Origin of the sequence: Vibrio gazogenes, assembly GCF_023920225.1 — a bacterium.
Lineage (GTDB): Bacteria > Pseudomonadota > Gammaproteobacteria > Enterobacterales > Vibrionaceae > Vibrio > Vibrio gazogenes.
The window spans coordinates 1,032,613-1,058,067 of record NZ_CP092587.1 but is presented as its reverse complement, the minus strand read 5'-3'; the positions used below and the strand labels follow the sequence as shown (position 1 = coordinate 1,058,067).

The following is a 25,455-nucleotide window of genomic DNA, read 5'->3' as shown; positions in this document are numbered from 1 at the left end:
CCTGAATGGAGACAAAATAAGCCTGCGAAATAACATTTCGAGGCTTATTGAACACAATGAATACGCATATCCGACCGCCGAATCTATACCTGACGTTGAAAACAACTATGAAGATTTTTATTAATCGCTTTCAGTACAGCCCGCCGATTAATCACACCGACTAATCGCCCGTCTTCAACTACAGGGTAAGTTGAGTGGCCATCACGCATACGATCGGCTAACTCAATAATCGGTAAATCCGGACTGACGGTATCAACCTCTTGTGTCATGCAATCACCCACCATATGGGAGTCCTGACAGAAATAACTGACTTTCACCAACTTATCGAGTAGATCATGCTCCGATAAAAAGCCAATCACTCTGCCATTATCATCAATCACTGGACCACTAAAAAAATCATCAAACTCAATGATTCTTTCCAATGCGGCAGATAATGACATATCAGCTTTAAAGGTAATCGAATGCTGTGTCATATAATGTCTAACTTTGAGTGATTCCATCGTTCTCTCCTTCAAGCCTTTCATCTGAGCCTTTAAGGTAAGTGTTGACTAATTTCAGCCAATTGCTAAATAGAATCACTCAATTTCATTCATCATTGTTAACAAGGGAACAAAAAAACAGACAGAAAAAAATAAAATCAATTGAACTTGGGGTTAAATTCCAATAATTATTGGAAATTACTGCCATTTCTCAGCAGCTAATCGATCCGAATCTCGACTATCTAACCAGCGTTCTCCGCTACTGGTTGTTTCTTTCTTCCAGAAAGGGGCCTGAGTCTTCAGCGTATCCATAATGAAGGCACTGGCCGCAAAGGCTGCATCGCGATGGTGACTACTGACACCGACAAAAACAATTTGCGCACCAATCGCCAAATCACCGATACGATGGATCACGCGAATTGCCAGTAAAGGCCAGCGTTGTAACGCTTGCTCACAAATGGTATTTAACGCTTTTTCTGTCATGCCGGGATAGTGTTCAAGATGTAATCCTGTCACCTGATTGCCCAGATTCATATCCCGAACCTTGCCGACAAACGTTACAACCGCACCGGCATCATCTCCTTGAGACAGCGCCTGATATTCATCTTCGACACAAAAATCATCGTATTGGACAGCAACTGAGTATTCCATATCAGCCTCCTGTCACTGGCGGAAAAAATGCAATTTCATCACAATCATCAATCGCAGTATCCAGTGAAACGATGGTTTGATTAACTGCAGCCAACAAACGATCAGAGTTCATTGCCAACGCCCACTTCTCCGAGCGCTTGGCCAAATCGCATCTCAGCGCATCAAGGGTTGCAAATGTGCATGGCAACTCAAGTTCTGCCTGCCCGACCAGCTCTCGGGTCTGAGCAAAAAATAGGACTTTAATCATGATTCCACCTTAAAATGGCCGGACTTTCCTCCGGACTTTTCCAGTAGTCGAACCGGGCCGATGACCATGTCCTTCTGAACAGCTTTACACATATCGTAAACCGTCAGCGCGGCAACAGATGCGGCTGTCAGCGCCTCCATTTCAACGCCCGTTTTTCCCGTCAGCCGACACAAAGATTCGATTCTGACACATGACTGCGTCTCGATTGCTGTCAAACGAACTTCCACTTTCGATAGCAGCAAGGGATGACAAAGCGGGATCAGTTCCCAGGTTCGTTTCGCGGCTTGAATCCCAGCAATACGGGCGGTCGCAAAAACATCCCCTTTATGATGCTGACCGGAAAGGATCAATTGCAATGTGTCTTCCGCCATGTAAACCAATGCTTCGGCCCTTGCTTCACGAACAGAATCAGCTTTGTCGGAAACGTCCACCATATTGGCTTCACCAGCGGCATTAATATGGGTGAGTTGGCTCATGTTTGACTCCCGCGCAGCTTATAAATGGGGCATAAAATTGCATGGCCGATGTGATGCATCCAACTGCTGGCAAATAATTTTTGTCCACGCAGTTTTGCAGGCACCGGTTGAACCCGGCATAGCAAAAATGACCGTATGGTTGGCAAAACCGGCAACCGCCCGTGATTGAATGGTCGAAGTACCAATCTCTTCATAAGAAACCAGTCGAAATAACTCACCGAATCCTTCCACTTGTTTATCAAACAGCGGTGTTAATGCTTCCGGTGTACTGTCTCGTGAAGTAAAGCCTGTTCCACCGGTAATCAAAACCACCTGAACATCTTCATCCGCAATCCACTGGGAAACAATTGCACGAATTTTATAGCGATCATCAACCACGATCTGTTTATCCGCGAGCTGATGTCCGGCTTGCTGAAGCTGTTCAGCCAAATAACCGCCGGATGTGTCATTTTCCTCCGTTCTCGTATCAGAAACGGTTAAGACCGCAATTTTTGCCGGTCTGAATTCAGTTTGTGCATGTCCCATAGAGAGTTACCTATTTTGATCATTGATGATAGCGACATGGTTCGCCTTGATGCGCCATATGAACGGTTTGCGCCATACGGATGTCGCATCGTTGGAATTGACATTCATTACCAACGGATAACTCTCTGACCAATCCGGTCAGCGTTATTGGCTGGTAACGGTAAAAGCGGACTAACCGCCAATCGATGCTAAGTGAGGCGTCATACCCGCGTAACCATCATGTAAGAAATGGCTCACGGCTTTTTCACCCAAAGCCTGTTGAATTCGCTCAATCAGAGCTGATTGCTGCTCATCTTGCTGAAGTAAATCACGCAATTCAATCCCCGATTCACCAAACAGACACAGATGCAGTTTGCCTTTCGCTGAAACACGCAGACGATTACAGCTCGCACAGAAATTTTTTTCATAAGGCATAATGAAACCAAGTTCTCCCTGGTAGTCGGGATGTGCTAAAACTTTAGCGGGTCCATCATGACAAGCGCGCACCTTCGGAATCCACCCTTCATCAAGTAGTTGCTGATAAACGGTCTGCCCCGAAACATGATGTCGCTGGAAAAAATTATCCATCGTTCCGGTCTGCATCAATTCAATAAAACGGAGCTGGATGGGCAAGTCACGGATCCAGCCTAGAAATGCGGGCAACTGACGGTCATTCAGCCCCTTCAGTAAAACGACGTTCACTTTGACTTGAGAGAAACCGACCGCCAACGCTTGTTCAATACCGTCCATGACCTGCCGATATTTATTTTCACCGGTAATCTGATGGAACATCCTCGGATCGAGGCTATCAACACTGACATTAATATTGGTCAGCCCGGCCTGACGCCATTCCGCTGCTGATTTTGCCAAACGGAATCCGTTAGTGGTCATCGCCACTTGTTCAATGCCGGGAGTAGAGGAGACGAGATGGATGATATCGGTAAAATCCCGACGCAGTGTCGGTTCACCACCGGTTAAGCGCACTTTAGAGGTTCCGCAACTTGCGAATGCGGTGACAACCCGCTGAATTTCCGGCAACGATAAAAACTGAGGCCGCTGAGCCTCTGCCTGATATCCGTCCGGTAAACAGTAGGTACATTTAAAATTGCATACGTCCGTCAACGACAGACGTAAATAGTAAAATTTACGCTGAAAGCTATCTTCAAATTGAGCCATGGAACACCTTTCCAAACACGGGAGGCAAGATCATTTCCAATCCCACCCTCGGGTCATCAACATCGACCACAGGTTTAACAAGCCTATTCCATCCGGAACTTAGCCCGTCAAACTCGGAGCTATGGCAACTATGAGACATGTGTCATCACAATTAACATGTTTTTCAGTTTACAAATTTTTTTGAACAGATCCTACTTCCATATCAAAAAATTTGAGTGTTCCAGCCAAATTTTCACAGAAGAAGTATTCTGAATCAAAAAATTCGACTACTCTTAATCGCGATTCACTTATAGATGATGGCAACAATGAATTCTTATCAAACAAGACTCTACCAAGAGAAAAAAATTGTTGCGATTGGCGGAGGACATGGACTCGGGCGTGTATTAGCTGCCATTCGTGATTTTGGTCCTAATGCAACAGGCATTGTTGCGACGACGGACAACGGGGGATCAACAGGTCGAATTCGTCACTGCCAGGGTGGTATTGCTTGGGGAGATACTCGAAATTGTATCAACCAACTGATTACCGAACCCTCGACCGCTTCGATGATGTTTGAATATCGGTTCCGAGGGCAAGGTGAACTTGATGGTCATAATTTAGGTAATCTGATGTTAACTGCGTTGGGTAACTTATCCGTCCGGCCACTTGAAGCGATTAATTTGATTCGCACCCTGTTGAATGTATCGATCAATATTCTGCCAATGTCTGAACATCCTGCCGATCTGACCGCGCATGCCATTGATGGCAACATCGTCACTGGAGAAACCAATGTGGATGAAATGACCGAAGAACTCATACGGCTAGAACTTTCTCCACAAGTACCGGCAACACATGAAGCAATCGAAGCGATTCATCACGCAGATGCGATTCTGCTTGGCCCCGGTAGTTTTTTGACCAGCATCATGCCACCGTTACTACTGCCTGAATTGGGCAAAGCCATTGCGAAAAACCATCGGGCCGTTCTGATTTATATTGACAACCTCGCCCCGGAATACGGCCCTGCTCAGAAGATGGACCTCAACCGAAAACTCATTTGGTGTCAACGGGCTTGTGGCGGACGACTGGCGGATCTGATTTTGTGTGAGGCTCCACCGGACCAATACCCCGCAGATTGTCGAATTATCACCCGTAATCTTGCCTCCCCGGATAAAGGATGGCGTCACGAACGGGAAAAACTAAAGCAGGTCATTGAAGAGCAGCTCATCCACGAGCTGTATAACAAATAATATCAGTAGCGTGCAATGATGAGACACACGCTCATCATTGCTCATTGGGGTTAGCTAAGATTCGTGCTGAACTAAAGTCATATAAGAGGTATATGTCTCACGGAGTTGTTTGATCAGGTTCTGTTTTTCCTGTTTGGTATTAAGCAGTAATCCTTGTTTCCCTCGGGTATCAATGTCAATCGCCATCTCACATAAACGATCTGCACCAAAACTCGCGGCACTACTTTTGAGTGCATGACTAATCTCTTTCAACAGCTCAAGCTGTTCTGTGCCTTCACTTTCCGATAACGTCGCCTGATAGTTTTCTAATTCACCGAGGAAAATATCCAGTAGGACAGGAATATTTTCCTCTCCTATTTCCCGTGACAATGACGAAATCGTTTCTTGATTCATGATTTCACTCATATCTATGCGTTCTCTTCTGCATTCCAAGATTGTAACTTACGGTAAATGGTTGAGGGACTCACTTCCAGATAACCTGCAGCTTTCGGAATATTTCCTTCACAGGCATCAATGGCATTTTCGATGGCCATTTTTTCAGTCATCCAGAGCGGAAATATTTCATGGACTGAAGGTTTTCTCTCTTCCATCATCGGTTGAACCAAGCGGAGATAACTTTCTTTCGGTTGATTCAATGGCGGTGGTAACATACTCAGCGTGATTTCTTTTCCCTGATTCAGCACGACCACATTACGTAAAACATTCTGCAATTGGCGGACATTGCCCGGCCATTCGTACTGTCTGAAACGTTCCACGACTTCAGCGGCAAGACGAACAAAGTCTTTCTCTTCTTCTTTGGACATATAACCGAGCAAAGAATAAGCGATTTCAATAACATCATCACATCGCTCCCGAAGTGGCGGTAGATGGAGTGGGATCACATATAGACGATAGTACAAATCTTCCCGGAAACGACCTTCCTGAACCTCTTTCCACGGGTCACGGTTTGTCGCACACACAAAGCGAACATCAACACTTTTCATTTTTGATGAACCGACTTTCTGGAATGTACCGGTTTGGATAAACCGCAACAGCTTAGTCTGTAAGTCCAAATCCATCTCACAGAGTTCATCCAGAAATAGAGTCCCGCCATCAGCGAGCTCCGCTGCACCCTGCCGATCAGTTGCAGCTCCCGTAAAAGCCCCTTTCACGTGACCGAACAGTTCACTTTCAATTAAATCTTTCGGAATTGCTGCACAGTTAATCGCAATGAAAGGTTTGTCACCTCGCCGACTTGCAGCATGAATGGCTTCTGCACATACTTCTTTCCCTGTGCCACTTTCTCCGGTAATAAAAATACTGGCTTTACTCGCTGCCGCAGAGTCAATGGTTCGATAAACGGCCTGCATGGTTTGACTACTGCCGATGAATCCCTGATAGTTTTGGCTGCGCGGATCATCGGAATCACTCTTAATTTTTGAAGCTTTACGAATTGCATTATTCACCGTAACGCGTAATCGGTCTGCTTCGCATGGCTTAATTAGAAAATCTTGAGCACCATAACGCATGGCTTCGACAGCCGTATCAATTGAGCCATGAGCGGTCATGAAAATGACGGGAACATCCGGGTATTTCCGTTTCACCTCATGTAAAACATCCATCCCTGTCATATCCGGAAGTCGTAAATCAAGCAGAATCAGATCGGGTTCTCTTTTTTCAAGACTCTCTAACGCCTCTTTCCCCGTACCGACAATATTGATGTCAATATCCAGAGGTTCAAGATAGGTTCGATACAGCACAGCAACAGACGCTGTATCTTCAACCATCAGTAGATATCTACTTTTTTGTGGTAACTGTTCAGATTGCATAACTTAGCCAACTTAAATTGCATTTTGCACAATGATCGCATTGAGAATTGCATATTGCAAATATTTTTTCAAAAAACTTTGAAAGAACCTCTCAAAACAAGCATTTTAGTAGCCTATAGTTGGCATAGTATATGCTTACAGTAATATTGACCCTCACGGGTCACCTAGCCAACTGACGTTGTTAGTGAATAAAGTTATTCACATTCTGACGGCCAATAGATATCTTTCTATTGGCTATTTTTTTATCTGCTATTTTTTATCTATACATCTAGTTTAGCTGTTGATGATAAATTGTTCGCGAAGTTTCTCGATTTCATCCCGTTTTTGCGCTGCCTGTTCAAATTCAAGATTCTGCGCATACTGGTACATTTGTGCTTCCAGCTTACTGATCTCTTTTTCAAGCTGTTGTGGGGTGAGAGAACCATATTCGGAATCTGGCTCTGCAACTTGAGACAACGGCCGCTGCGGTGCTTTACGCTTCTGTCTTGATTTGGCGATATCACCAATTTCCAGAATATCTTTAACATCTTTGCGCAATGCTTGAGGCTCAAGCCCCATCTCTTCATTATAGCGCTGTTGTTTTTCACGACGGCGGTTGGTCTCATCTATCGCCCGCTCCATAGAACCAGTGACCCGATCGGCATACAGAATCGCTTTACCGCGAAGATTTCGGGCTGCACGTCCGATGGTTTGGATCAAAGAACGTTCAGACCGTAAGAATCCTTCTTTGTCTGCATCAAGAATCGCAACCAAAGAAACTTCCGGCATATCCAACCCTTCTCGCAACAAGTTAATACCCACCAGCACATCGAATTCACCCAAACGGAGATCGCGAATAATCTCAACCCGCTCAACAGTATCAATATCAGAATGCAAATAACGCACTCTGACATGATGTTCTTGCAGATATTCGGTTAAATCTTCCGCCATCCGTTTGGTTAACGTTGTCACCAACACCCGCTCATCTTGAGCACTACGAAGCCGTATTTCAGATAATAAATCATCAACCTGAGTGGTAACCGGACGAATTTCCAGCTCCGGATCCAACAATCCAGTGGGTCGAACCACCTGTTCCGCAATGTCTCCGCCAGATTTATCCACTTCATAAGCACTGGGCGTGGCCGATACAAATATCGTCTGAGGGGCTAATGCTTCAAACTCTTCAAATTTTAAGGGCCGGTTATCTAAAGCTGAAGGCAAGCGAAATCCAAATTCAACCAAGGTCTCTTTTCTAGAGCGGTCTCCTTTATACATCGCGCCGATTTGAGGCACTGTCACATGCGATTCATCAATAATGAGAATCCCATCGTGAGGTAAATAATCGAATAATGTGGGTGGCGGCTCGCCCTCATTTCGACCACTCAGATAACGGGAGTAGTTTTCAATCCCGGAGCAAAATCCCAACTCATTCATCATTTCAACATCAAATTGCGTACGTTGAGAAATCCGTTGTTCTTCCAGCAATTTATTATGCTCAATAAAGTAGGCTTGTCGGGTTTTCAGCTCGGCTTTGATCTGTTCGATAGCATCAAGAATCCGCTCTCTTGGCGTGACATAATGGGTTTTCGGATAGACCGTATAACGGGGCAAATCTTTCTGAATCACAGCACCGGTCAGTGGATCAAACAAACTGATGTGTTCAATTTCATCATCAAACATCTCCACCCGCACCGCTTCATTTTCGGATTCAGCCGGAAAAATGTCGATCACTTCACCACGTACCCGAAATTGACCCCGTTCAAACCCCACGTCATTGCGAGAATACTGTAACTCAGCTAAGCGCCTGAGCATTGCTCGCTGATCAATCACATCTCCCCGGCGTAAGTGGAGCATCATTTTCAAATAGGAATCGGGATCGCCCAGACCATAAATAGCCGAGACAGAGGCAACAATAATGGCATCTTTCCTTTCCAGTAAAGCTTTAGTGGCAGATAAGCGCATTTGCTCAATATGAGCATTTACGGAAGCATCTTTTTCAATGAATGTATCCGTGGTTGGCACATAAGCTTCCGGCTGATAATAATCATAGTAAGAGACGAAATACTCAACCGCATTGTTAGGAAAAAACGCCTTCATCTCACCAAACAGCTGGGCTGCCAGCGTTTTGTTTGGCGCCAAGACAATGGTCGGGCGCTGCGCCTGAGCAATCACATTCGCTAAGGTAAATGTCTTTCCTGAACCCGTCACGCCAAGTAACGTTTGATGTGCCAGACCGGCATCCAACCCCTCTAACAATTGCTGAATCGCTGCCGGCTGATCTCCGGAGGGCTGATACGCAGAAACCAGTTCAAATGCTTTACTCATCTTTCCCTCTGCATTATCTCAATGAAGTCATGATCTGCTCCTTCCACAACAGGATATGTGGAAAAAATATCTCTTATTGTCGCTGCCTTCCCAACGAAGTAGCAAGAAGTTATTTCACAAAACAAATCACACTGTTCTAAAATAATCTGGCTATCCGAAAAATGTTTTGATATATTGCCTACCCTCGCGCGAAAACCTACGTTTTTACCCCAAAAAATAATCCACCACTTTTCCCCAATATCGGCACATATATTAACATTTTACGCATTTAGCTATTATTCTCATTATATTCATAAATGCTGTGAATAAATTTAAAAATCATTTCATAACAATGAGTTACAAGCAAAAACAATCAAAATAAAAATCAAAATTTGCTCGATAAAAATACGTCTTCAGATTTAATCAACTTTCATCAACACACTTATCCACAAAATTAGTGGATAAGTAAATAAAGCCTTAGAGCCGCAAGGGGTACAAGAAAGTAAAGTATTTTTTCTGCTGTTTTCTGAACTTTTTTTGGCGCACAGACATTGACACATTCAGTCAGGATAAGTACCATCCACCCCGTTTCATGATTCCCCCTTAGTTCAGTTGGTAGAACGGCGGACTGTTAATCCGTATGTCGCAGGTTCGAGTCCCGCAGGGGGAGCCAAATTCAAGAGAAAAGACGTCCTAGGACGTCTTTTTTTGTATCTGAATCTAGCTATTTCAAGGGATTGTATTCTCTTAACGTCTTTTCCTGACTCGTACTAGCTTAGAAGTTTAGGTACACAAATAGGTACATTGTCCGTATGTTCCAATTTACGATGTACCAATCATGGCAAGAACAACTGAATCTTTAACAGATAAACAAATCTCTAACACTAAACCACAAGATAAAGAGCACACGCTCTTTGATGGTAACGGCCTTCGTTTACGTGTAAAACCAAACGGTACAAAGACGTGGTTATTCAACTATACACGCCCACACAACGGTAAACGCGCTAACATATCGCTTATGACACGTTTCTGGACAGAAATCGTTTAGTGCTCATGCACTAAACAATTGTCTTTAGATAAGTTACATTCAGGCAAATTGCAGCCAGTGGCTGTACTGAATAGTCTAACGACCAGAGTCTAATTGAAACGCCCTGTGAGGTCCCGCATGCGGCGTGTTGTGTGAATAGAGAAGGAATACCGAAAAACTCACATCAGTTACCTATTTGTAGAGTGGATTACCTCTATAAACTTCCTGCAAGCATACTTTAAAAATCCTCGCTTCTCTCATCGTGTCCTGAAAGACATTTTTATTGCTTTACCTCTATTACTGATTGTTTTGCGACTTATTGGTGGATTGTATACTCTAAAAACGGATTCGATAAAAATTAAACAAAGAGACAATGAATGAACAATAGTAACTGGGATGATTTGAAGTTTTTCTTAGTGCTTTATGAGTCGGGCAAGGTAAGTACAGCAGCTAATAGATTGAATGTAAATTACGCGACAGTTTCAAGGCGTATAGATCGATTGGAAGATTCTTTAAAACTTAAATTATTTAACCGTACAGGCGATGGGTTTAATTCAACGATTGAAGGTAAGCTTTTATACGAACGTTCGGTTGACCTAAGAGATAAAATCAACAGTCTCTCCGAGTCTCTTTCGCCTGATTCGAAGTTTAATCAGAATGCCAAAATTTCTATGGTTCCATTTTTGGCAGAACACTTTGTCATCGAAAACCTGAAGAAGTTGCACTCACGATTTCCCGAACTGAGATTTGAAATTGATACATCAAATCGAAACGTGAATATAGCCAAACAAGAAGCTGACATCGCATTGCGTTTAGATCTTCCTGAAAAGGGTGAATCGATTTGTAAGAAACTAGGTGAAGTAGAGTTTGTATTGTGCGGTACAGATTACTGGATAGAACGATTGGTAAACGATGAGCCAGTCGATGTCATCACTTACACAGCAGAGTTCAGTCATCTGACAGAGTGTAAATTCCTGATTGAAAAGTTCGGGACTAAGGCTATAAAACTCCAAACAGACACAATATCCGCTCAGAAGAAAGCGGCCGAGCATGGCTACGGCATTGCACTTCTACCACGACTAACACTAGGTTTAAGCGCATTGAGTACGATTGAACCAGAAAGTCCTATTACTCGCGAGATATGGATGCTCACTTCGAAGAAGACTTCAATGTCCACACCAAAGAAACTTGTCATGGAAGAGTTGGTGAAAATGTTTAAGAATGAGCTGTAAAACTAGTAAAAATGGCAGGGTATCCTGCCATTTCTTTAAAAAAGAGGTTCTTTTAGCTTTGAGCTGTTTGTACCTGGAAGCGATTTGTACTTACAGTTTTAGGCTTTGATGCTAAGCGACTGTAAATGTTGTTTAGCACCAGAACGAGGATTGTAATACCAGCGCCGTAAACCTCAGTATTCGTGATCGTTTCACCGCGGAACATGCCAATAGTGAAAGCAGTAATTGGTACCATGTTAATAAACAACACACCGTTGATTGGGCCTAAAGTGCTTATTCCGTGGTTCCAAGAGAAAACAGCAATCACACCAGCAAATGTGATCAAGTAGATTAACTCCCATTTAACTGCTAGAACTTGGTTAAGTGACGGTGCTTGAGTGATTCCAGCGAAGTTGGTAAAACACGCAACTAATACGATGGTAAATGCACCAAAGAAACAGGACAGTGCGGTATAGCGTAGTACTGAATATCCACTTACGTAGCTCGCACCCAATGTATACGTTACCCAACAAAACGCACCCGCAAGAATAACTAAGCTTGGTAATAAGCTGCCACCTGATAGAGCTGAAAGATCACCTTTGGTAATCACTAGTAGAACACCAAGCAAAGCAAGAACGATCGATACAATAGTGAAATTTGAAGGTCTTACTTTTTTCAGTGTCCACATCATGACAGCTGAGATTAAAGGCATCAGCGCCATAATTATCGCGCCATGTTGTGGTTTAGTGTAAGCCAGACCAGCAAAAGCTAAGATACTGAAACCTGCGAACCCAAATGAGCCAAACAACCATAGTTTGAAGAAGTCTCGGCCTGGCAATAAAGATGATAGTCCCTCTTTAGCTGCTAACATTGCTATAAATATGAGAGACGCGGTTCCATATCGAATTAAACTGATATGTACTGCATCCATTGTCGTTAAAGCGTTCTTCGCTATTGGGAACATCGCCCCCCAAGAAATAGCAGTACCTAACAAACATAAGATTGCTATTACAAATTGTGCGAATGAAATGCTCGACGCTTTGGTTGGTTTTGATTCCGAGTTCTTTGATGGCCGAACAGTCTCTTTATTCAATATCATCTGCTTGAGATCATCATTACGAACTTTGCCTGATGGTGAATATGGAATTGAATCAACTTGGCAAACACCTTCAAGTTTCACCTTGAGCTTTTTGCAGATGTACTTAATGTTTCTGACCAATTCGGCGTCATCAACAATAAACTCCTCGTTAATCGCATACCCACAAAGTACAGAGTTCTTTGAGACCGGTATCATCGCTACATCTTTGATTCCCGGGAGGTGTCTTACATCGTTTTCAAGTTCATAGACATTTAGTGCACTTTCACCTTGTGCGCGGTTTCTCAGATAAATATTTCCATCAGCATCCATTTCGCCTGTCTCTGCGGTGATAAGGTATTTATCATCATCGATCACGACATATTCAGAATCTTGGTTCCCATAACCATCCATGTTCATGTAGCTTGAAATAGCAATGCGTCCAACTTGATGATTTGGAAGCAGGTTACCGTTTTGATCGACCACTTTGATTTTGTTGCCATCATAAGCTCGACCAACACTTGTAGGGTTAGTGATCAAATCACATGGTTCAGCTAGTGCATTAACACCAGTCTCAGTTGTTCCATAGTACTCATGGATTACTGGCCCAAGAGCGTTGATAGCTTGAAGTTTCGCTTGTGGGTGAAAATGTTTACCACCAACAATGATGAATTTTAAATTGTTATCATTAGGTGCATAACCACCCAGAGAATAACGAGCGACCACATCATTCAAAAGTGGGGGAGTCATGGCACTTGTAGTAATCCATTCACTTTTAATTAAATTGGCCATATTAAGCGTGTCATGTGGCTTAGCGATAACGATAGTAGCGCCTAACTGCATGAATAATCGTGACCAACCACTACCGGCAGCATGATACAAAGGCATTGCAAGCAAATGGACATCTTCGGAAGAGAAGCCGTAACGCGCAGTGAAGAATGAAAATCTTCGAGCATCAAAAGACTTACTACGCACGACTGTTTTTGGTACACCAGAGGTACCTGAAGTGAATGATATACTTCTGAAAGGACGATGCTGTACTTTGATTGCTCCCGACTGCTCCTCTGTATCTTCTAACAGCTCACAGAAGTTGATGCTATTCTTTAACTGACTATCCAAATCAACGATAGTCACACGCTTAGCAAATTCCTGTAAATTAATATTGTTTTCAATACAGTATGACGATGATACGACTAAAATATTGCAATTGGTTGAAGTCAACATCGACTCGATTTTCTCAGAATTCTGCGTATAGTCTATACCCGTGCATGGTATCTTTAATGAAGATGCCGCTGACATTAAGTAAACCAGTTCTAAGCAATTCGGTGAGATGTAACACATACATAGGTCGGCACGATTGTTGTCTATCTTCGAAGACAGGTTCACCGTGATTTTGTATGCTTCTTTATAAAACTCAGACCATGTAACTTTTTTGTCACCGAAAATGACGGCGTTTTTATTTCCTCGAGCAGAGGATATTTCCTTTATTTTATCTATTGGAAGCATTATTTAATTCCCTTCAACAATTAATAGAGATGTATCGTCAAAAATTGATTGGTTAATCTTAGTTATTACGTTGTTACAAATGGTTTGCCCTGGTGTCAAAATCGGAATCCCAGGTGGATATAAAATATAGAATGAATTCGCTATATCACCGACATTGATATTTAGTAGGTTGTTTTTGGTTTTATACTTCTTGTCTATTTCACATAGAGCATTAGTCAGCAAGCCAATTAATTCATTTGAAATTCCATGATGGAGATTTAGAAGAATTGAATTATGTGAATATCTACTAATATATATCCCATACTTATTAAATAGGATTTCTCGAATTTTAGCACCGCTTAATAGTTTAGTGGTGCATGTTATCCATAGCTTTGTCGGATCTTGAATTAGATATTCTTCTTCAAGAGTCAAACTCGGACATCTAAACAGGTTCAAATCATTAATGAAGGATTTAAGATATTCACACTGTTCATTTATTCTATTCGAGTACTGTACTGCGTATTGATTGGCATGACTCAAAGCAAGTTCCGTACTTGCCAGAATAGGATAACTAGGAGAGGTGGAATGATTTCGAAAGTGACTACCAACAACCTTAGCTTGACAATCCTCCGAACCAAAAACATTGATGATGCTTGCTTGTCGCAATGCAAATAAGGACTTGTGAACAGAATGCGTCACTATAAAGTTAACATCATATTTCTTTGAGAGAGTTAAGGCGTTTTGTATTGCACTTTTTTCTTTCATCTTAGGATCAAAAGTAGACCAAGCCCCCCATGCTTCATCTATCACGATGTTCTTTATGTCTTTAGCTCTTTCACAGACAACAGGAAGAAACTCTTGTAAATCAAAACACACGCCATCATAGGTCTGACTGTTGATTATGAGGGTTGTATAAGGTGTTCCGGCCTCTTCAGCTCTGACTAACGCATCAATGATGCCTTGGGGATCAGCAGAGTAGATATAAGCATCATCATTACAAATCAGATCCTGTACATAGTTCACATCACTATTCTGAGACTTCAATGAAAAGTATATAGATTGATGAACACCTTTTTGACATAAGACCTTATCAGACGATTTACAAATAGCTTCTATTATGATTTTGTTTGATATTGTGCTACCGCACGTAACGAATAATGACAAGTCAGAACCATACATATCTTTCAATATATTCGTTGATTCATCTATAGCTTTATTTGGATCAGTTAAACTATCGAAAAACGGTGAGGTAAGTGATAGTTCTAGTTCTTTTATCTTAGATAACCTAGCGTTAAAATCCTCACTCAATACGACATCTTTTGTTTTTCCAAGGTTTTGTATGGGTAATGCATGAAAACTTCCTTTAAGCTTTTTATTAGCATTATTTAAAGAGTTATATATTGGTAATGATGTGTTGTTCATAATCCCTCCGACGTTTATGTAAAAAGTAAATTAATATTTTTAATATTTATATAAAAAATTTTGCATATAGTATGTGCGATTAATATTGGTGTTATTTTCCTTATAAATCTGCCTCCACTAAATTTGTGCACATGTCATTTGCACAAATAGAAATTAACTAAGAATTTATATGTAGGTATAGTTTCCTTCAATTTCATAGGAGAAAAAACATGACTCAATTAAATACACTTCGAAATATTGCTGGTCTACAAGAGCATAAGGTTGATTGGAATAATGCATCTGTCCTTTTTGTTGATTACCAAAATGAATATGTGGATGGTGTTTTGTCGCTGGGCAAAGCAGGAAAAACAGCACTGGAGAACGCAGAAAAGCTACTAGAAACCGCTCGAAGTAAGAATGCCCCAGTTTTCCATATACTTCATAAAGCGAGTTCGGCATCACCGGTATTTAACTGCGATTCACCTTTGTCAGATGCTATAGATGTTGTAAAACCTAATGACAACGAAACAGTAGTTCATAAGACGCTACCTAACTCATTTTTCAATACCGACCTAGAAGAGATGCTGCAGTTAACTGGACGCAAACAACTCATTATCCTCGGCTTCATGAGCCATATGTGTGTTACTGCGACAACTATCAAAGCTGTAGAGTTGGGTTACGACGTTATTGTTTGTGAAGACGCCTGTGCAACACGGCCATTACCCGACCTAAGCGGTAATCCGATTGATGAAAAACTCATTCACTTGGTGTCTATGGCAGCACTAAGCGACCGATACGCTTCAATTCAACCTTTGAATAATTTTGCATAAATAAATAGGTAGCTATAAAGTCCTGTGAAGGATCAACAAGGCTTTAGACATTGTTTTAGTACAAACTGAAGTTCGGAGAAGTACAGTGTCAACACCCAACGCTGAGCTTTAACTCAGCGTTGGGTCTATTTTATAGGGTGGTCCGAATAACCACCTCAAAATTTGGATTAGATTTATTTAGGGGCTGTTTCGCTTATGAAAATGGCTCGGTGTTTCGGTAATCTGCTTCATATCATCGCTACTACCGACGATATGAATTTCACTTTCTGCCTGCACGCCAAACCTCTATCGCCGCCGGCAATCACCCGTCTGTTTTACTGAGCTTTGCCACCACTTTTAGCACCTGCTTATTCAGATTGGATGCTTCCCAGGCGACCACAATCCGGCTGGTCAACTGTATATCCTCAATACTTGCGACGACAGCGGAATCATCCAAGTGCTCAGCCAGTGAATACGGCACAATCGCAATGCCCAGTCCGGCCTGCGCCATCGCAATCGTCGTACGCAACTGCGGCGCGGAGAATTGTGGTTCAAGCCGTATGCCTGCATCTGTGAAAAGTGTATTCATCCCATCAAACAAAGCTGGTCCGGTTTCACGCGGAAACAGTAAGATTCTCTGCCCTCGGAGCTGCTTCATCTGGATACACTTAAATTGCGCTAAGGGATGACTCGTAGGAATCACTGCGACAAACGGATCCTCAAACAATGTCTGGCGCTCAAAAGACTCACTGGCGTAACAGGGCAGTCGCATAATCGCAATATCTAACTGTTTGTTCTTCAATTGCACAGCCAGCTCCGACATCGGCAACTCAGCCGTCTTCAGGTTGAGTCCCTCATTTTGCAGATAACCCATTTTTCCCAGCACCTGAATGCTGGTTGAAGTGGACGTTGCAAAACCAATTTTCACTTCTGTATTTTCACCACGAGCAATCTGCCTGACTTTCGCCATTGCCCGCTCCGCATCAGTGAGAATATTCACCGCATCGGTATAAAACACTTCCCCTGCCTTGGTCAGCTCTACCCCTCTGGATAGACGTTTAAACAAGTCGACACCTAGCTCATGTTCCAGCTTTTTAATCTGCTGACTTAATGGCGGCTGTGCAATCCCTAGTTGTTCGGCGGCTCTTGTAAAATGGCGCGTCTGAGCAACAGCAACGAAATACTTCAGGTAACGGAATTCCATATTTTTTCCATATCAAAATAAATCTTTTTTATATTGGATTTAGTACGGTAAAGAAGTCAATCTAAATATACACCCAATTGCACAACTGGATAAAATCATGCGCGGATTCTATAACCCTCAGTGTGACTGTTCGCTCGATATAGCGAAAGAATTTGCTGAATATCATCACGTGACCAATGATGGTGAAATTTTTCAGACTTCGTTGATGAGCGCCCTGATTGCCGGCGTTTACGAAGGCTCGACTACCGTAGAACAGTTACTGGAACACGGCGATTTCGGTTTGGGAACATTCAACCAACTGGATGGCGAGCTCATTGCTTTTGATAAGAACGTTTTTCAGCTCAAATCTGATGGCTCAGCCAATCCGGCGGACATGACGCAAAGAACGCCTTTTGCCGTGATGACCTTTTTCAAAGCGAGTATCGAGCTACCACTGACCTCACGGATGTCCCGCGAAACCGTTCATCAACTGATCGATGACATGATCCCAAGTGACAATGTATTCTGTGCAATACGCATTGATGGCGTCTTCGACTTTGTCCGCACCCGCACCGTACCAAAACAAAACCGCCCCTACCGGCCAATGCTTGAGGTTGTCAAAGAACAACCCACATTCCGTTTCACACACAGAAAAGGCGTCATCGCCGGATTTCGCAGCCCCAAATACACCACAGGTATTAATGTTCCCGGCTATCACGAACATTTCATAACCGATGATTATCAAGGAGGTGGCCACATTCAGGATTACAGTATTTCATCCGGGTTTCTCCAGATCGGCAAAGTGTCGCGATTGGTGATCGACACGCCGGTTTCTACAGAGTTCCTCAAAGCGAATCTGACTCCGGAAGATATTCATACCGCCATCGACAAGGCGGAAAAATAACAACGTCAGGCAAAATAATAAGGATTAAAAAAATGCAAACCAAACCTTCAACCAGAAATGGGGCTCAGTTGATCGCTCAACAACTGGAGTCTCTCGGTATCAAATATATTTTCGGGATTCCCGGAGCCAAAATCGACCGCTTGTTTGATGCAATTGAGGACACCAGTATTCAGATGGTTCCGGTCCGTCACGAAGCCAACGGTGCCTTTATGGCAGGTGTCATCGGCCGACTCACAGGCAAAGCCGGTGTGACGATGGTGACCTCCGGTCCCGGCTGCGGTAACTTAGTCTCCGGTGTTGCCACCGCAAATTCAGAAGGCGATCCGCTGATTGCCATTGGTGGCGCAGTCAAGCGCGCTGACCAACAGAAACAGACCCACCAAAGCATGGATACGGTCAGTATCTTTCGGTCGATCACAAAGTTCAGTGCAGAAGTACAACATGTAGACGCTGCCAGTGAAATCATGGCCAACGCATTCCGCATTGCTGAATCAGGCCGCCCCGGGGCTTGTTTCCTCAGTCTGCCTCAGGATGTTTTATCCGAACAGACGCAGACCGACACCATTATTCCTTCTGCATACGTTCAACCCGGTTGTGCTGATATGACTGCGATTGAAGAAGCCGTTCACCGAATCGGTAAAGCAAAACGTTGCGTCGTTTTGCTCGGCCTGCACGCCAGCCGCAAAGACAATGCGGCCTCGATTACACGTTTTCTGCAAAAAACGTATTTACCGGTTGTCGGAACCTATCAGGCAGCGGGCACCGTTGATATCAATTACTATCATCACTTTGCCGGTCGCGTCGGTTTGTTCAACAATCAGCCCGGTGACGTTTTGCTACGCGATGCGGATCTGATCCTGACCATTGGTTTTAGCCCGATAGAATATGACCCCGAGTTATGGAACAGTAAACGCTGCCCGGTGATTCATCTTGATATTGAACCAGCCGAGTATCAGCTCAACTACCAACCATGCGTGGAAATCGTCGGCAACATCGCCCAGTCATTGGATCAGATGGCGGATCGTATCTCTGACTATGCCCGCCTCTCTCCGATGGCGCTATCAGTATTGGAAGATGTCGCTCAGCAACGCCAGATCATCAAAGCTTACCCAAATGTATATAACCAACAAGGGTTTCACCCACTGACACTGATCAAAGCGATGCAATCAATCATTGCCCCCGACACGACACTCTGTCTCGACATGGGCAGTTTCCACATCTGGATTGCCCGATACTTGAGTTGTTTCCGTGCGCGTCAGATGCTGATCTCCAACGGACAACAAACCATGGGCGTCGCACTGCCATGGGCGATTGGCGCCAGTTTGCTCAACCCCGGCAGTAAAGTGGTTTCCGTTTCAGGAGACGGCGGTTTTATGCAATCAAGTATGGAACTGGAAACCGCTGTCAGGATGAAATGTAACATCCTTCATATTGTGTGGGTCGATAACGCCTACAATATGGTGGAGATGCAGGAACTGAAAAAATACCAACGCTTCTCCGGCGTGAAATTCGGCCCGATCGATTTCAAAGCGTATGCCGAATCATTCGGTGCCAAAGGATTCGCGGTGACCAATCCACATGAACTGGTGACCACGCTGAAACAAGCGATGGACGTTGAAGGCCCATCGGTCTTAGCCATCCCTGTCGATTACAGCGATAACTACAAACTGATGATGCCGCGCACAGAGAAGAACCAAGATCCCGTTTTTACGACTCATCATTTGGAAGGAGAAATCGCATGAGAGGCCTAAACAATAAAGTTGCCCTAGTCACTGGCGCCGCCAATGGTATTGGTCTGGCTATCGCAAAACGCCTCTACGCAGAAGGGGTTAACATTGCTCTGGCGGACTGGAATGAAGAGCAGCTTGCTAAAGCAATTGAAGATTTTGATAAACAACGCGTTTCCGCTCACACCATCGATGTCTCTAACCCAGACAAAGTGGAAGCGCTGATTGCCAATGTCGTCGCCCATTTCGGCAAACTCGATATTCTGGTGAACAATGCCGGTGTGCATGTTCCGGGATCGGTCATTGAAGGCAGTGTCGATGACTGGAAGAAAATATCTTCAGTCAATATTGACGGTGTCGTCTATTGCGCTAAATTTGCCTTGCCTGAATTGCTGAAAACCAAAGGCTGCATGATTAATACCGCCTCTGTTTCCGGCTTAGGTGGTGACTGGGGGGCAGCATTCTATTGTGCCAGTAAAGGGGCAGTCGTGAACCTGACTCGTGCGATGGCACTGGATCACGGTGCCGATGGGGTTCGTATCAACGCCGTCTGCCCGAGTCTGGTGAAAACCAACATGACCAACGACTGGGAACAGGATATTCGCGATAAGTTCAATGAACGGATTGCGTTGGGCCGAGCTGCCGAGCCGGAAGAAATCGCATCGGTGGTCGCTTTCCTTGCAAGCGATGACGCCTCTTTCATTAACGGCGTGAACCTACCGGTAGACGGTGGTGCGACTGCATCTGACGGTCAGCCTAAAATCGTATAACGATAAAACCGACAGTTCAGAGAGAGTACGTCTCCCTGAACTGTCGTATACCAATCTCTTCAAAGGCGGGGGGCAGCACTGCATCACTCTGTGCTGCGTCCCCGATATTGTGGTTCGGTGAAACCGAATATTGCCACGATATCCCTACGCCCAGCCCGATACTTCGCCCGGATCTATCCCTGTAATGCAGCCCCTCGTGAACACCGGATCCGGAAACAAAACCCGCGATTGAACGTATGACTCAGTGACAAAAAGACTGAACATCCTAAAAAACCATAGACTTCCTTGGTTGTTATTCCGCATATAAAACTGGATAATAAGAGGATCATTAAAATCACAAGCGGCAAATTATGACCGAATACCTTTTGTTGCTCATCGGCACGGTACTGGTAAATAACTTCGTACTGGTTAAATTTTTGGGCTTATGCCCGTTTATGGGTGTGTCCAAAAAACTGGAAACGGCAATCGGCATGGGTTTGGCAACGACCTTTGTGTTGACTCTGGCGTCGGTTTGTTCCTACTTAGTCGAGAGTTACATTCTCACACCATTGGGGATCGACTACCTACGCACAATGAGTTTCATTCTGGTGATTGCAGTGGTCGTTCAGTTTACAGAGTTGGTCGTGCATAAAACCAGCCCGACACTTTATCGTCTGTTAGGTATCTTTTTACCTTTAATTACAACCAACTGCGCTGTATTGGGCGTTGCCTTGCTCAACATCAACGAAAATCACAACTTTATCGAGTCGGTTATTTATGGATTCGGTGCTGCGGTCGGCTTTTCTCTAGTCTTGATCCTGTTTGCATCAATGCGTGAGCGAATCAATGTCTCTGATGTCCCAACGCCATTCAAAGGGGCATCCATCGCAATGATTACCGCAGGATTGATGTCGCTTGCTTTCATGGGCTTTACTGGACTGGTTAAACTGTAATGAATGTCATTCTTATTGCCATAATTGCACTAGCTTTGCTCGCTGCGATTTTTGGTGCAATTCTCGGTTATGCATCGATCCGCTTTAAAGTTGAAAGCGATCCGATCGTTGATCAAATCGATTCGATTCTGCCGCAAACCCAGTGCGGTCAATGCGGTTATCCGGGCTGCCGTCCTTACGCTCAAGCAATTGCCAACGGTGATGACATTAATAAATGTCCTCCCGGAGGTCAGGCGACGATTGAAAAGCTTGCTGACTTGATGGGTGTAGATGTGCCTGAATCTGCCCACGATTTGAGCGATGCGGTCAAACGGGTCGCTTTTATTCATGAAGACATGTGTATCGGCTGTACCAAATGTATTCAAGCCTGTCCGGTGGATGCGATTGTTGGAGGAACCAAAGCACTCCATACCGTCATTAAAGACGAATGTACTGGCTGCGATCTTTGCGTGGCGCCCTGCCCGACAGATTGTATTGAAATGATCCCGGTTCAGACCACACCTGAAACATGGAAATGGCAAATGAACGCAATTCCTGTCGTCAATGTGACTGACACCAAGACGACCGAAGACGCTTCCTTATCTAACCATAATCACAACTAGAGACTGATATGCTGTCATTAATCGAACAAATTAAATCAGGCCGGTTATGGGATTTCCCGGGAGGTGTCCATCCACCGGAAAATAAACATCAATCCAATCAAACGCCACCAGCGGCAGCAACGCTCCCGGAAGAGTTGGTGCTTCCCCTGAAGCAGCATATCGGTAAACCCGGAGACCTACTGGTATCCGTCGGTGATACTGTTTCAAAAGGGCAACCACTGACGCAATCGATGTCCGTGTTTCACCTCCCCGTGCACGCACCGACATCCGGCACCGTCACGGCCATCGAGCCACGGACAACCGCTCATCCTTCCGGCTTACCGGAGCTTGCCGTCGTCATTCAACCGGACGGTCAGGAAACATGGTATCAACATAGCGCCTACCCTGATTATCATTTACACGCACCGGAAGTCTTGATCGATATGATTCGTCAAGCCGGCATCTCGGGGATGGGCGGCGCAGGTTTTCCTACCGCAAAAAAAATCCTTTCCGGACTGGCCCGCACCGAAATATTAATCATCAATGCTGCGGAATGTGAACCTTATATCACCGCCGATGACGTGCTGATGCAGCACTATGCACAAGAAATTGTTCAGGGGATAGCGATCCTCGCCCATATTTTGTCACCTAAACTCATTATCATCGGTATCGAAGACAATAAACCAGAAGCAATTCGTGCTCTGGAGACTGCGGCAACCGGCAAAGACCTCGTTATCCGAGTCATCCCGACCAAATACCCGTCCGGAGGCGAAAAACAGCTCATCAAGATCCTAACCAATCTTGAAGTCCCGGCTGACAAGCTGCCGGCCGATATCGGTTTGATGGTGCAAAATATTGGCACTGTGTATGCAATTCAACGCGCGATAATTCACGGAGAACCACTGATTCAGCGCGTTGTGACGCTGACGGGGGCGACATTTGAACAACCCCGTAACGTTTGGGCATTGATAGGTACCCCGATTCGCCACCTGCTGGAGACACATCATTATCACCCCGATAAACACTTACCTCGCCTGATTATGGGCGGGCCAATGATGGGCTTTACGCTCCCGCATGCCGATGTACCGCTCACCAAGACCACCAACTGTCTTCTCGCACCGACGCGACGGGAAATTTCACCGACCCAGCAAGAAATAGCCTGTATTCGCTGCGGTCAGTGTGCTGATGTTTGTCCGGCGTCTTTGCTTCCGCAGCAATTGCAGTGGCATGCAAAAGCTGAAGAATATGATAAATGCGAGACACTCAATCTAAAAGACTGTATCGAATGTGGCGCATGTGCTTATGTCTGCCCGAGTGAGATACCACTCGTCCAATATTATCGTCAGGCCAAAGCTGAAATCAGAACACGGAAACAAGAAGCCGAAGCTGCTGAACGAGCCAGAATTCGTTTCGAAGAGAAAAAGGCCCGGATGGAACGGGAGAAGCAAGAAAGAGAGAATCGCTTCAAAAAAGCAGCGGATAACCGTCGTCAGGCAATGGTGAAAGAAAATGGCGGACAGGATGCTGTCGCAGCTGCGATTGAACGGGTGAAATCTAAAAATACCCAAGCAAAATCCGAGGCGAAACCAGCGGTTGCAGCAGCAATCGCCCGAGCCAAAGCAAAACAAGAAGCCGCCCTTCAATCCGGGGCCGATGAACCGGATAATCGTGAAATGATGAAGCTCCGCGAGGAGCGTAAACGCCAAGCCAGAGCGCGTAAAGCGGAAAAAGATGCCGAACTAACCCCTGAGACTTCGGTAACGGCGGCGCAAGACAAAGACAGTGGTGGTGCTCAAAAAGCTGCCGTTGCCGCGGCCATCGCACGAGCGAAAGCCAGAAAAGCGCAGCAACAGGCGCAATCCACGCCGGACGAAACATCATCCACTGTAACTGACTCGAAACCGGAAGCTGTCGAAACGGCACAGGATCCGAAAAAAGCTGCCGTTGCCGCAGCCGTCGCGCGAGCCAAAGCCAGAAAAGCGCAGCAACAGGCACAATCCACGCCGGACGAAACACCGTCCGATGCAGCCGACTCGAAACCGGAAGCTGTCGAAACGGCGCAGAATGCGAAAAAAGCTGCCGTTGCCGCAGCCGTCGCCCGAGCCAAAGCCAGAAAAGCGCGGCAACAGGCGCAATCCACGCCGGACGAAACACCGTCCGATGCAGCCGACTCGAAACCGGAAGCTGTCGAAACGGCGCAGAATCCGAAAAAAGCCGCCGTTGCAGCAGCCGTCGCACGAGCCAAAGCCAGAAAAGCGCAGCAACAGGCACAACCAACGCCGGACGAAACACCGTCCGATGCAACCGACTCGGCACCTGAAGCTATCGAAACGGCGCAGGATCCGAAAAAAGCTGCCGTTGCTGCAGCCGTCGCCCGAGCCAAAGCCAGAAAAGCGCAGCAACAAGCACAATCATCATCCGCGTCTGATACGGAGGAAAAAGAGTAGTGGCATTTTTTATCGCAAGTTCTCCGCACACGCATCAAAAACGCAGCACTTCAGACTTAATGAAGTGGGTTGCGATTGCGGCTTGTCCCGGACTCATCGCACAAACCTATTTTTTTGGTTGGGGCACTTTCATTCAGCTTATTTTCGGTATCATGGTCGCTGTCGGACTGGAAAGTCTGATCATGAAAATACGTCAGCGCTCTCCCGTCAGCGCTCTCAGGGATTACAGTGCATTAGTCACCGCTTGGTTGCTCGCGGTTGCAATTCCGCCTTTAGCGCCGTGGTGGATTATGGTCATCGGCTTAATTTTTGCCATTGTGATTGCCAAACAGCTCTATGGCGGTCTGGGACAGAATCCGTTTAATCCGGCAATGATTGGCTATGTGGTGTTATTGATCTCGTTTCCCGTCCAGATGACCAGTTGGCTCCCGCCACACTCACTGTCTGCGGAAAGTACTTCATTATCTGATGCTCTTTCGGTTATTTTCAGCGGATTTAATGATCACGGTCTTTCCCTGCAACAACTGCGGGTCAGCGTCGATGGTGTCACCATGGCCACGCCGCTCGATGCTATCAAAAATGGCTTTCGGACCGGTCATTCAATCGCTGAAGTTTTAACGCATAGGCAGTTCGGTAGCATTGCCGGGATTGGCTGGGAATGGGTCAACGTTGCTTATCTGCTCGGCGGCCTGTTACTGATTCGGGTTCGTGTGATCCAATGGCATATCCCAGTGGCTTATCTCACCGGATTGGTTGTCATCAGTAGTCTGTGCCAGCTGTTTGGTGTCGAAACAACCACATCACCATTGATTCACCTCTTTTCCGGAGCCACCATGCTCGGTGCATTTTTTATCGCAACCGACCCTGTAACGGCTTCAACCACCGTGAAAGGCCGTCTGTGCTATGGCGCATTTATCGGTGTGATGATCTTCATTATTCGCAGTTGGGGGGGCTACCCTGACGGGATTGCCTTCGCGGTCATTCTCGCCAATATGTGTGTACCGTTGATCGACTATTACACACAACCAAGAACCTACGGACACTGAGGCGCAA

At 45.1% G+C, this 25,455-nt stretch carries 22 protein-coding genes, 1 tRNA gene, 1 pseudogene and 1 riboswitch; of the genes and pseudogenes, 12 read left to right on the top strand and 12 right to left on the bottom strand.

Annotated features, from left to right (window positions below):
* Window positions 1-83 precede the first annotated feature (83 nt).
* The 6 genes from MKS89_RS04875 to moaA all read right to left on the bottom strand — a co-directional run bounded on the left by MKS89_RS04875 (window position 84) and on the right by moaA (window position 3,533).
* A complete protein-coding gene (locus MKS89_RS04875; RefSeq protein WP_072962802.1) occupies window positions 84-500 on the bottom strand; it encodes a CBS domain-containing protein in 417 nt (138 codons plus the stop codon).
* A gap of 177 nt (window positions 501-677) precedes the next feature.
* Complete coding sequence (gene moaE, locus MKS89_RS04870; protein ID WP_072962805.1) at window positions 678-1,130, bottom strand: molybdopterin synthase catalytic subunit MoaE; 453 nt, start codon at window positions 1,128-1,130, stop codon at window positions 678-680.
* A 1-nt stretch (window position 1,131) separates the two neighbouring features.
* On the bottom strand, window positions 1,132-1,377 hold the full coding sequence (gene moaD / locus MKS89_RS04865) for a molybdopterin synthase sulfur carrier subunit (protein WP_072962808.1): 246 nt from the start codon (window positions 1,375-1,377) through the stop codon (window positions 1,132-1,134).
* Window positions 1,374-1,853, bottom strand: a complete 480-nt coding sequence (gene moaC / locus MKS89_RS04860) for a cyclic pyranopterin monophosphate synthase MoaC (protein WP_072962811.1) — start codon at window positions 1,851-1,853, stop codon at window positions 1,374-1,376. The genes moaD and moaC overlap by 4 nt, the downstream gene beginning before the upstream one ends.
* Before the next feature lie 18 nt (window positions 1,854-1,871).
* Window positions 1,872-2,378, bottom strand: coding sequence for a molybdenum cofactor biosynthesis protein B (moaB, locus tag MKS89_RS04855; RefSeq protein ID WP_072962812.1), 507 nt, complete (start codon window positions 2,376-2,378; stop codon window positions 1,872-1,874).
* A gap of 171 nt (window positions 2,379-2,549) precedes the next feature.
* A complete protein-coding gene (moaA, locus tag MKS89_RS04850; RefSeq protein ID WP_072962817.1) occupies window positions 2,550-3,533 on the bottom strand; it encodes a GTP 3',8-cyclase MoaA in 984 nt (327 codons plus the stop codon).
* Window positions 3,522-3,664: riboswitch (molybdenum cofactor riboswitch) on the bottom strand. Its footprint overlaps the gene before it by 12 nt.
* Window positions 3,665-3,838: 174 nt before the next feature.
* Between moaA and yvcK the strand changes: the two genes are divergently transcribed.
* On the top strand, window positions 3,839-4,759 hold the full coding sequence (yvcK, locus tag MKS89_RS04845; RefSeq protein WP_072962820.1) for a uridine diphosphate-N-acetylglucosamine-binding protein YvcK: 921 nt from the start codon (window positions 3,839-3,841) through the stop codon (window positions 4,757-4,759).
* A gap of 54 nt (window positions 4,760-4,813) precedes the next feature.
* Here yvcK and luxU read toward each other — a convergent pair whose 3' ends face one another.
* The 3 genes from luxU to uvrB form a co-directional block, all read right to left on the bottom strand.
* The gene (gene luxU, locus MKS89_RS04840; RefSeq protein ID WP_072962822.1) at window positions 4,814-5,164 is read right to left on the bottom strand and encodes a quorum-sensing phosphorelay protein LuxU; all 351 of its coding nucleotides are present in this window, start codon (window positions 5,162-5,164) and stop codon (window positions 4,814-4,816) included.
* Window positions 5,165-5,166: 2 nt separating this feature from the next.
* A complete protein-coding gene (gene luxO, locus MKS89_RS04835) occupies window positions 5,167-6,567 on the bottom strand; it encodes a quorum-sensing sigma-54 dependent transcriptional regulator LuxO (protein WP_072962825.1) in 1,401 nt (466 codons plus the stop codon).
* Between the two features lie 273 nt (window positions 6,568-6,840).
* A complete protein-coding gene (gene uvrB, locus MKS89_RS04830) occupies window positions 6,841-8,871 on the bottom strand; it encodes an excinuclease ABC subunit UvrB (protein ID WP_072962827.1) in 2,031 nt (676 codons plus the stop codon).
* Between the two features lie 576 nt (window positions 8,872-9,447).
* Here uvrB and MKS89_RS04825 point away from each other — a divergent pair.
* The 3 genes and pseudogenes from MKS89_RS04825 (at window position 9,448) to MKS89_RS04815 (ending at window position 11,109) form a co-directional block, all read left to right on the top strand.
* A tRNA-Asn gene (locus MKS89_RS04825) sits at window positions 9,448-9,523 on the top strand.
* Between the two features lie 165 nt (window positions 9,524-9,688).
* Window positions 9,689-9,865 (top strand): annotated as a pseudogene (locus MKS89_RS04820) (integrase arm-type DNA-binding domain-containing protein); the annotation flags it as partial.
* Between the two features lie 389 nt (window positions 9,866-10,254).
* Window positions 10,255-11,109, top strand: coding sequence for a LysR family transcriptional regulator (locus MKS89_RS04815; protein ID WP_072962831.1), 855 nt, complete (start codon window positions 10,255-10,257; stop codon window positions 11,107-11,109).
* A gap of 52 nt (window positions 11,110-11,161) precedes the next feature.
* Here the strand turns inward: MKS89_RS04815 and MKS89_RS04810 are convergent, their stop codons facing one another.
* Both MKS89_RS04810 and MKS89_RS04805 read right to left on the bottom strand, forming a co-directional pair.
* Complete coding sequence (locus MKS89_RS04810) at window positions 11,162-13,669, bottom strand: AMP-binding protein (protein ID WP_072962833.1); 2,508 nt, start codon at window positions 13,667-13,669, stop codon at window positions 11,162-11,164.
* 3 nt (window positions 13,670-13,672) lie between these two features.
* On the bottom strand, window positions 13,673-15,070 hold the full coding sequence (locus MKS89_RS04805; protein ID WP_072962835.1) for an aminotransferase class I/II-fold pyridoxal phosphate-dependent enzyme: 1,398 nt from the start codon (window positions 15,068-15,070) through the stop codon (window positions 13,673-13,675).
* A 209-nt stretch (window positions 15,071-15,279) separates the two neighbouring features.
* Here MKS89_RS04805 and MKS89_RS04800 point away from each other — a divergent pair, with 209 nt between their 5' ends.
* Window positions 15,280-15,879 (top strand): isochorismatase family protein, encoded by a 600-nt coding sequence (locus tag MKS89_RS04800; RefSeq protein WP_072962837.1) that lies wholly within the window; start codon window positions 15,280-15,282, stop codon window positions 15,877-15,879.
* Between the two features lie 301 nt (window positions 15,880-16,180).
* Here MKS89_RS04800 and MKS89_RS04795 read toward each other — a convergent pair whose 3' ends face one another.
* On the bottom strand, window positions 16,181-17,062 hold the full coding sequence (locus MKS89_RS04795; RefSeq protein ID WP_072962840.1) for a LysR family transcriptional regulator: 882 nt from the start codon (window positions 17,060-17,062) through the stop codon (window positions 16,181-16,183).
* A gap of 97 nt (window positions 17,063-17,159) precedes the next feature.
* On the opposite strand from MKS89_RS04795, the gene budA reads away from it, so the two are divergent.
* The 7 genes from budA (at window position 17,160) to rsxD (ending at window position 25,448) form a co-directional block, all read left to right on the top strand.
* A complete protein-coding gene (gene budA, locus MKS89_RS04790; protein ID WP_072962842.1) occupies window positions 17,160-17,945 on the top strand; it encodes an acetolactate decarboxylase in 786 nt (261 codons plus the stop codon).
* A 32-nt stretch (window positions 17,946-17,977) separates the two neighbouring features.
* Window positions 17,978-19,687, top strand: coding sequence for an acetolactate synthase AlsS (gene alsS / locus MKS89_RS04785; RefSeq protein WP_072962844.1), 1,710 nt, complete (start codon window positions 17,978-17,980; stop codon window positions 19,685-19,687).
* Window positions 19,684-20,442, top strand: coding sequence for a meso-2,3-butanediol dehydrogenase (budC, locus tag MKS89_RS04780; protein ID WP_072962846.1), 759 nt, complete (start codon window positions 19,684-19,686; stop codon window positions 20,440-20,442). Before alsS ends, budC begins: the two co-directional genes overlap by 4 nt.
* 350 nt (window positions 20,443-20,792) lie before the next feature.
* A complete protein-coding gene (rsxA, locus tag MKS89_RS04775) occupies window positions 20,793-21,374 on the top strand; it encodes an electron transport complex subunit RsxA (RefSeq protein ID WP_038181867.1) in 582 nt (193 codons plus the stop codon).
* Window positions 21,374-21,976 carry an electron transport complex subunit RsxB gene (gene rsxB / locus MKS89_RS04770; protein ID WP_072962848.1) on the top strand — a complete coding sequence of 201 codons (603 nt, stop codon included), beginning with the start codon at window positions 21,374-21,376 and terminating at the stop codon, window positions 21,974-21,976. Before rsxA ends, rsxB begins: the two co-directional genes overlap by 1 nt.
* Before the next feature lie 8 nt (window positions 21,977-21,984).
* Window positions 21,985-24,402 (top strand): electron transport complex subunit RsxC, encoded by a 2,418-nt coding sequence (gene rsxC / locus MKS89_RS04765; RefSeq protein ID WP_072962851.1) that lies wholly within the window; start codon window positions 21,985-21,987, stop codon window positions 24,400-24,402.
* Window positions 24,402-25,448, top strand: a complete 1,047-nt coding sequence (gene rsxD / locus MKS89_RS04760; protein ID WP_072962854.1) for an electron transport complex subunit RsxD — start codon at window positions 24,402-24,404, stop codon at window positions 25,446-25,448. Before rsxC ends, rsxD begins: the two co-directional genes overlap by 1 nt.
* The last annotated feature ends 7 nt before the right edge of the window (window positions 25,449-25,455 follow it).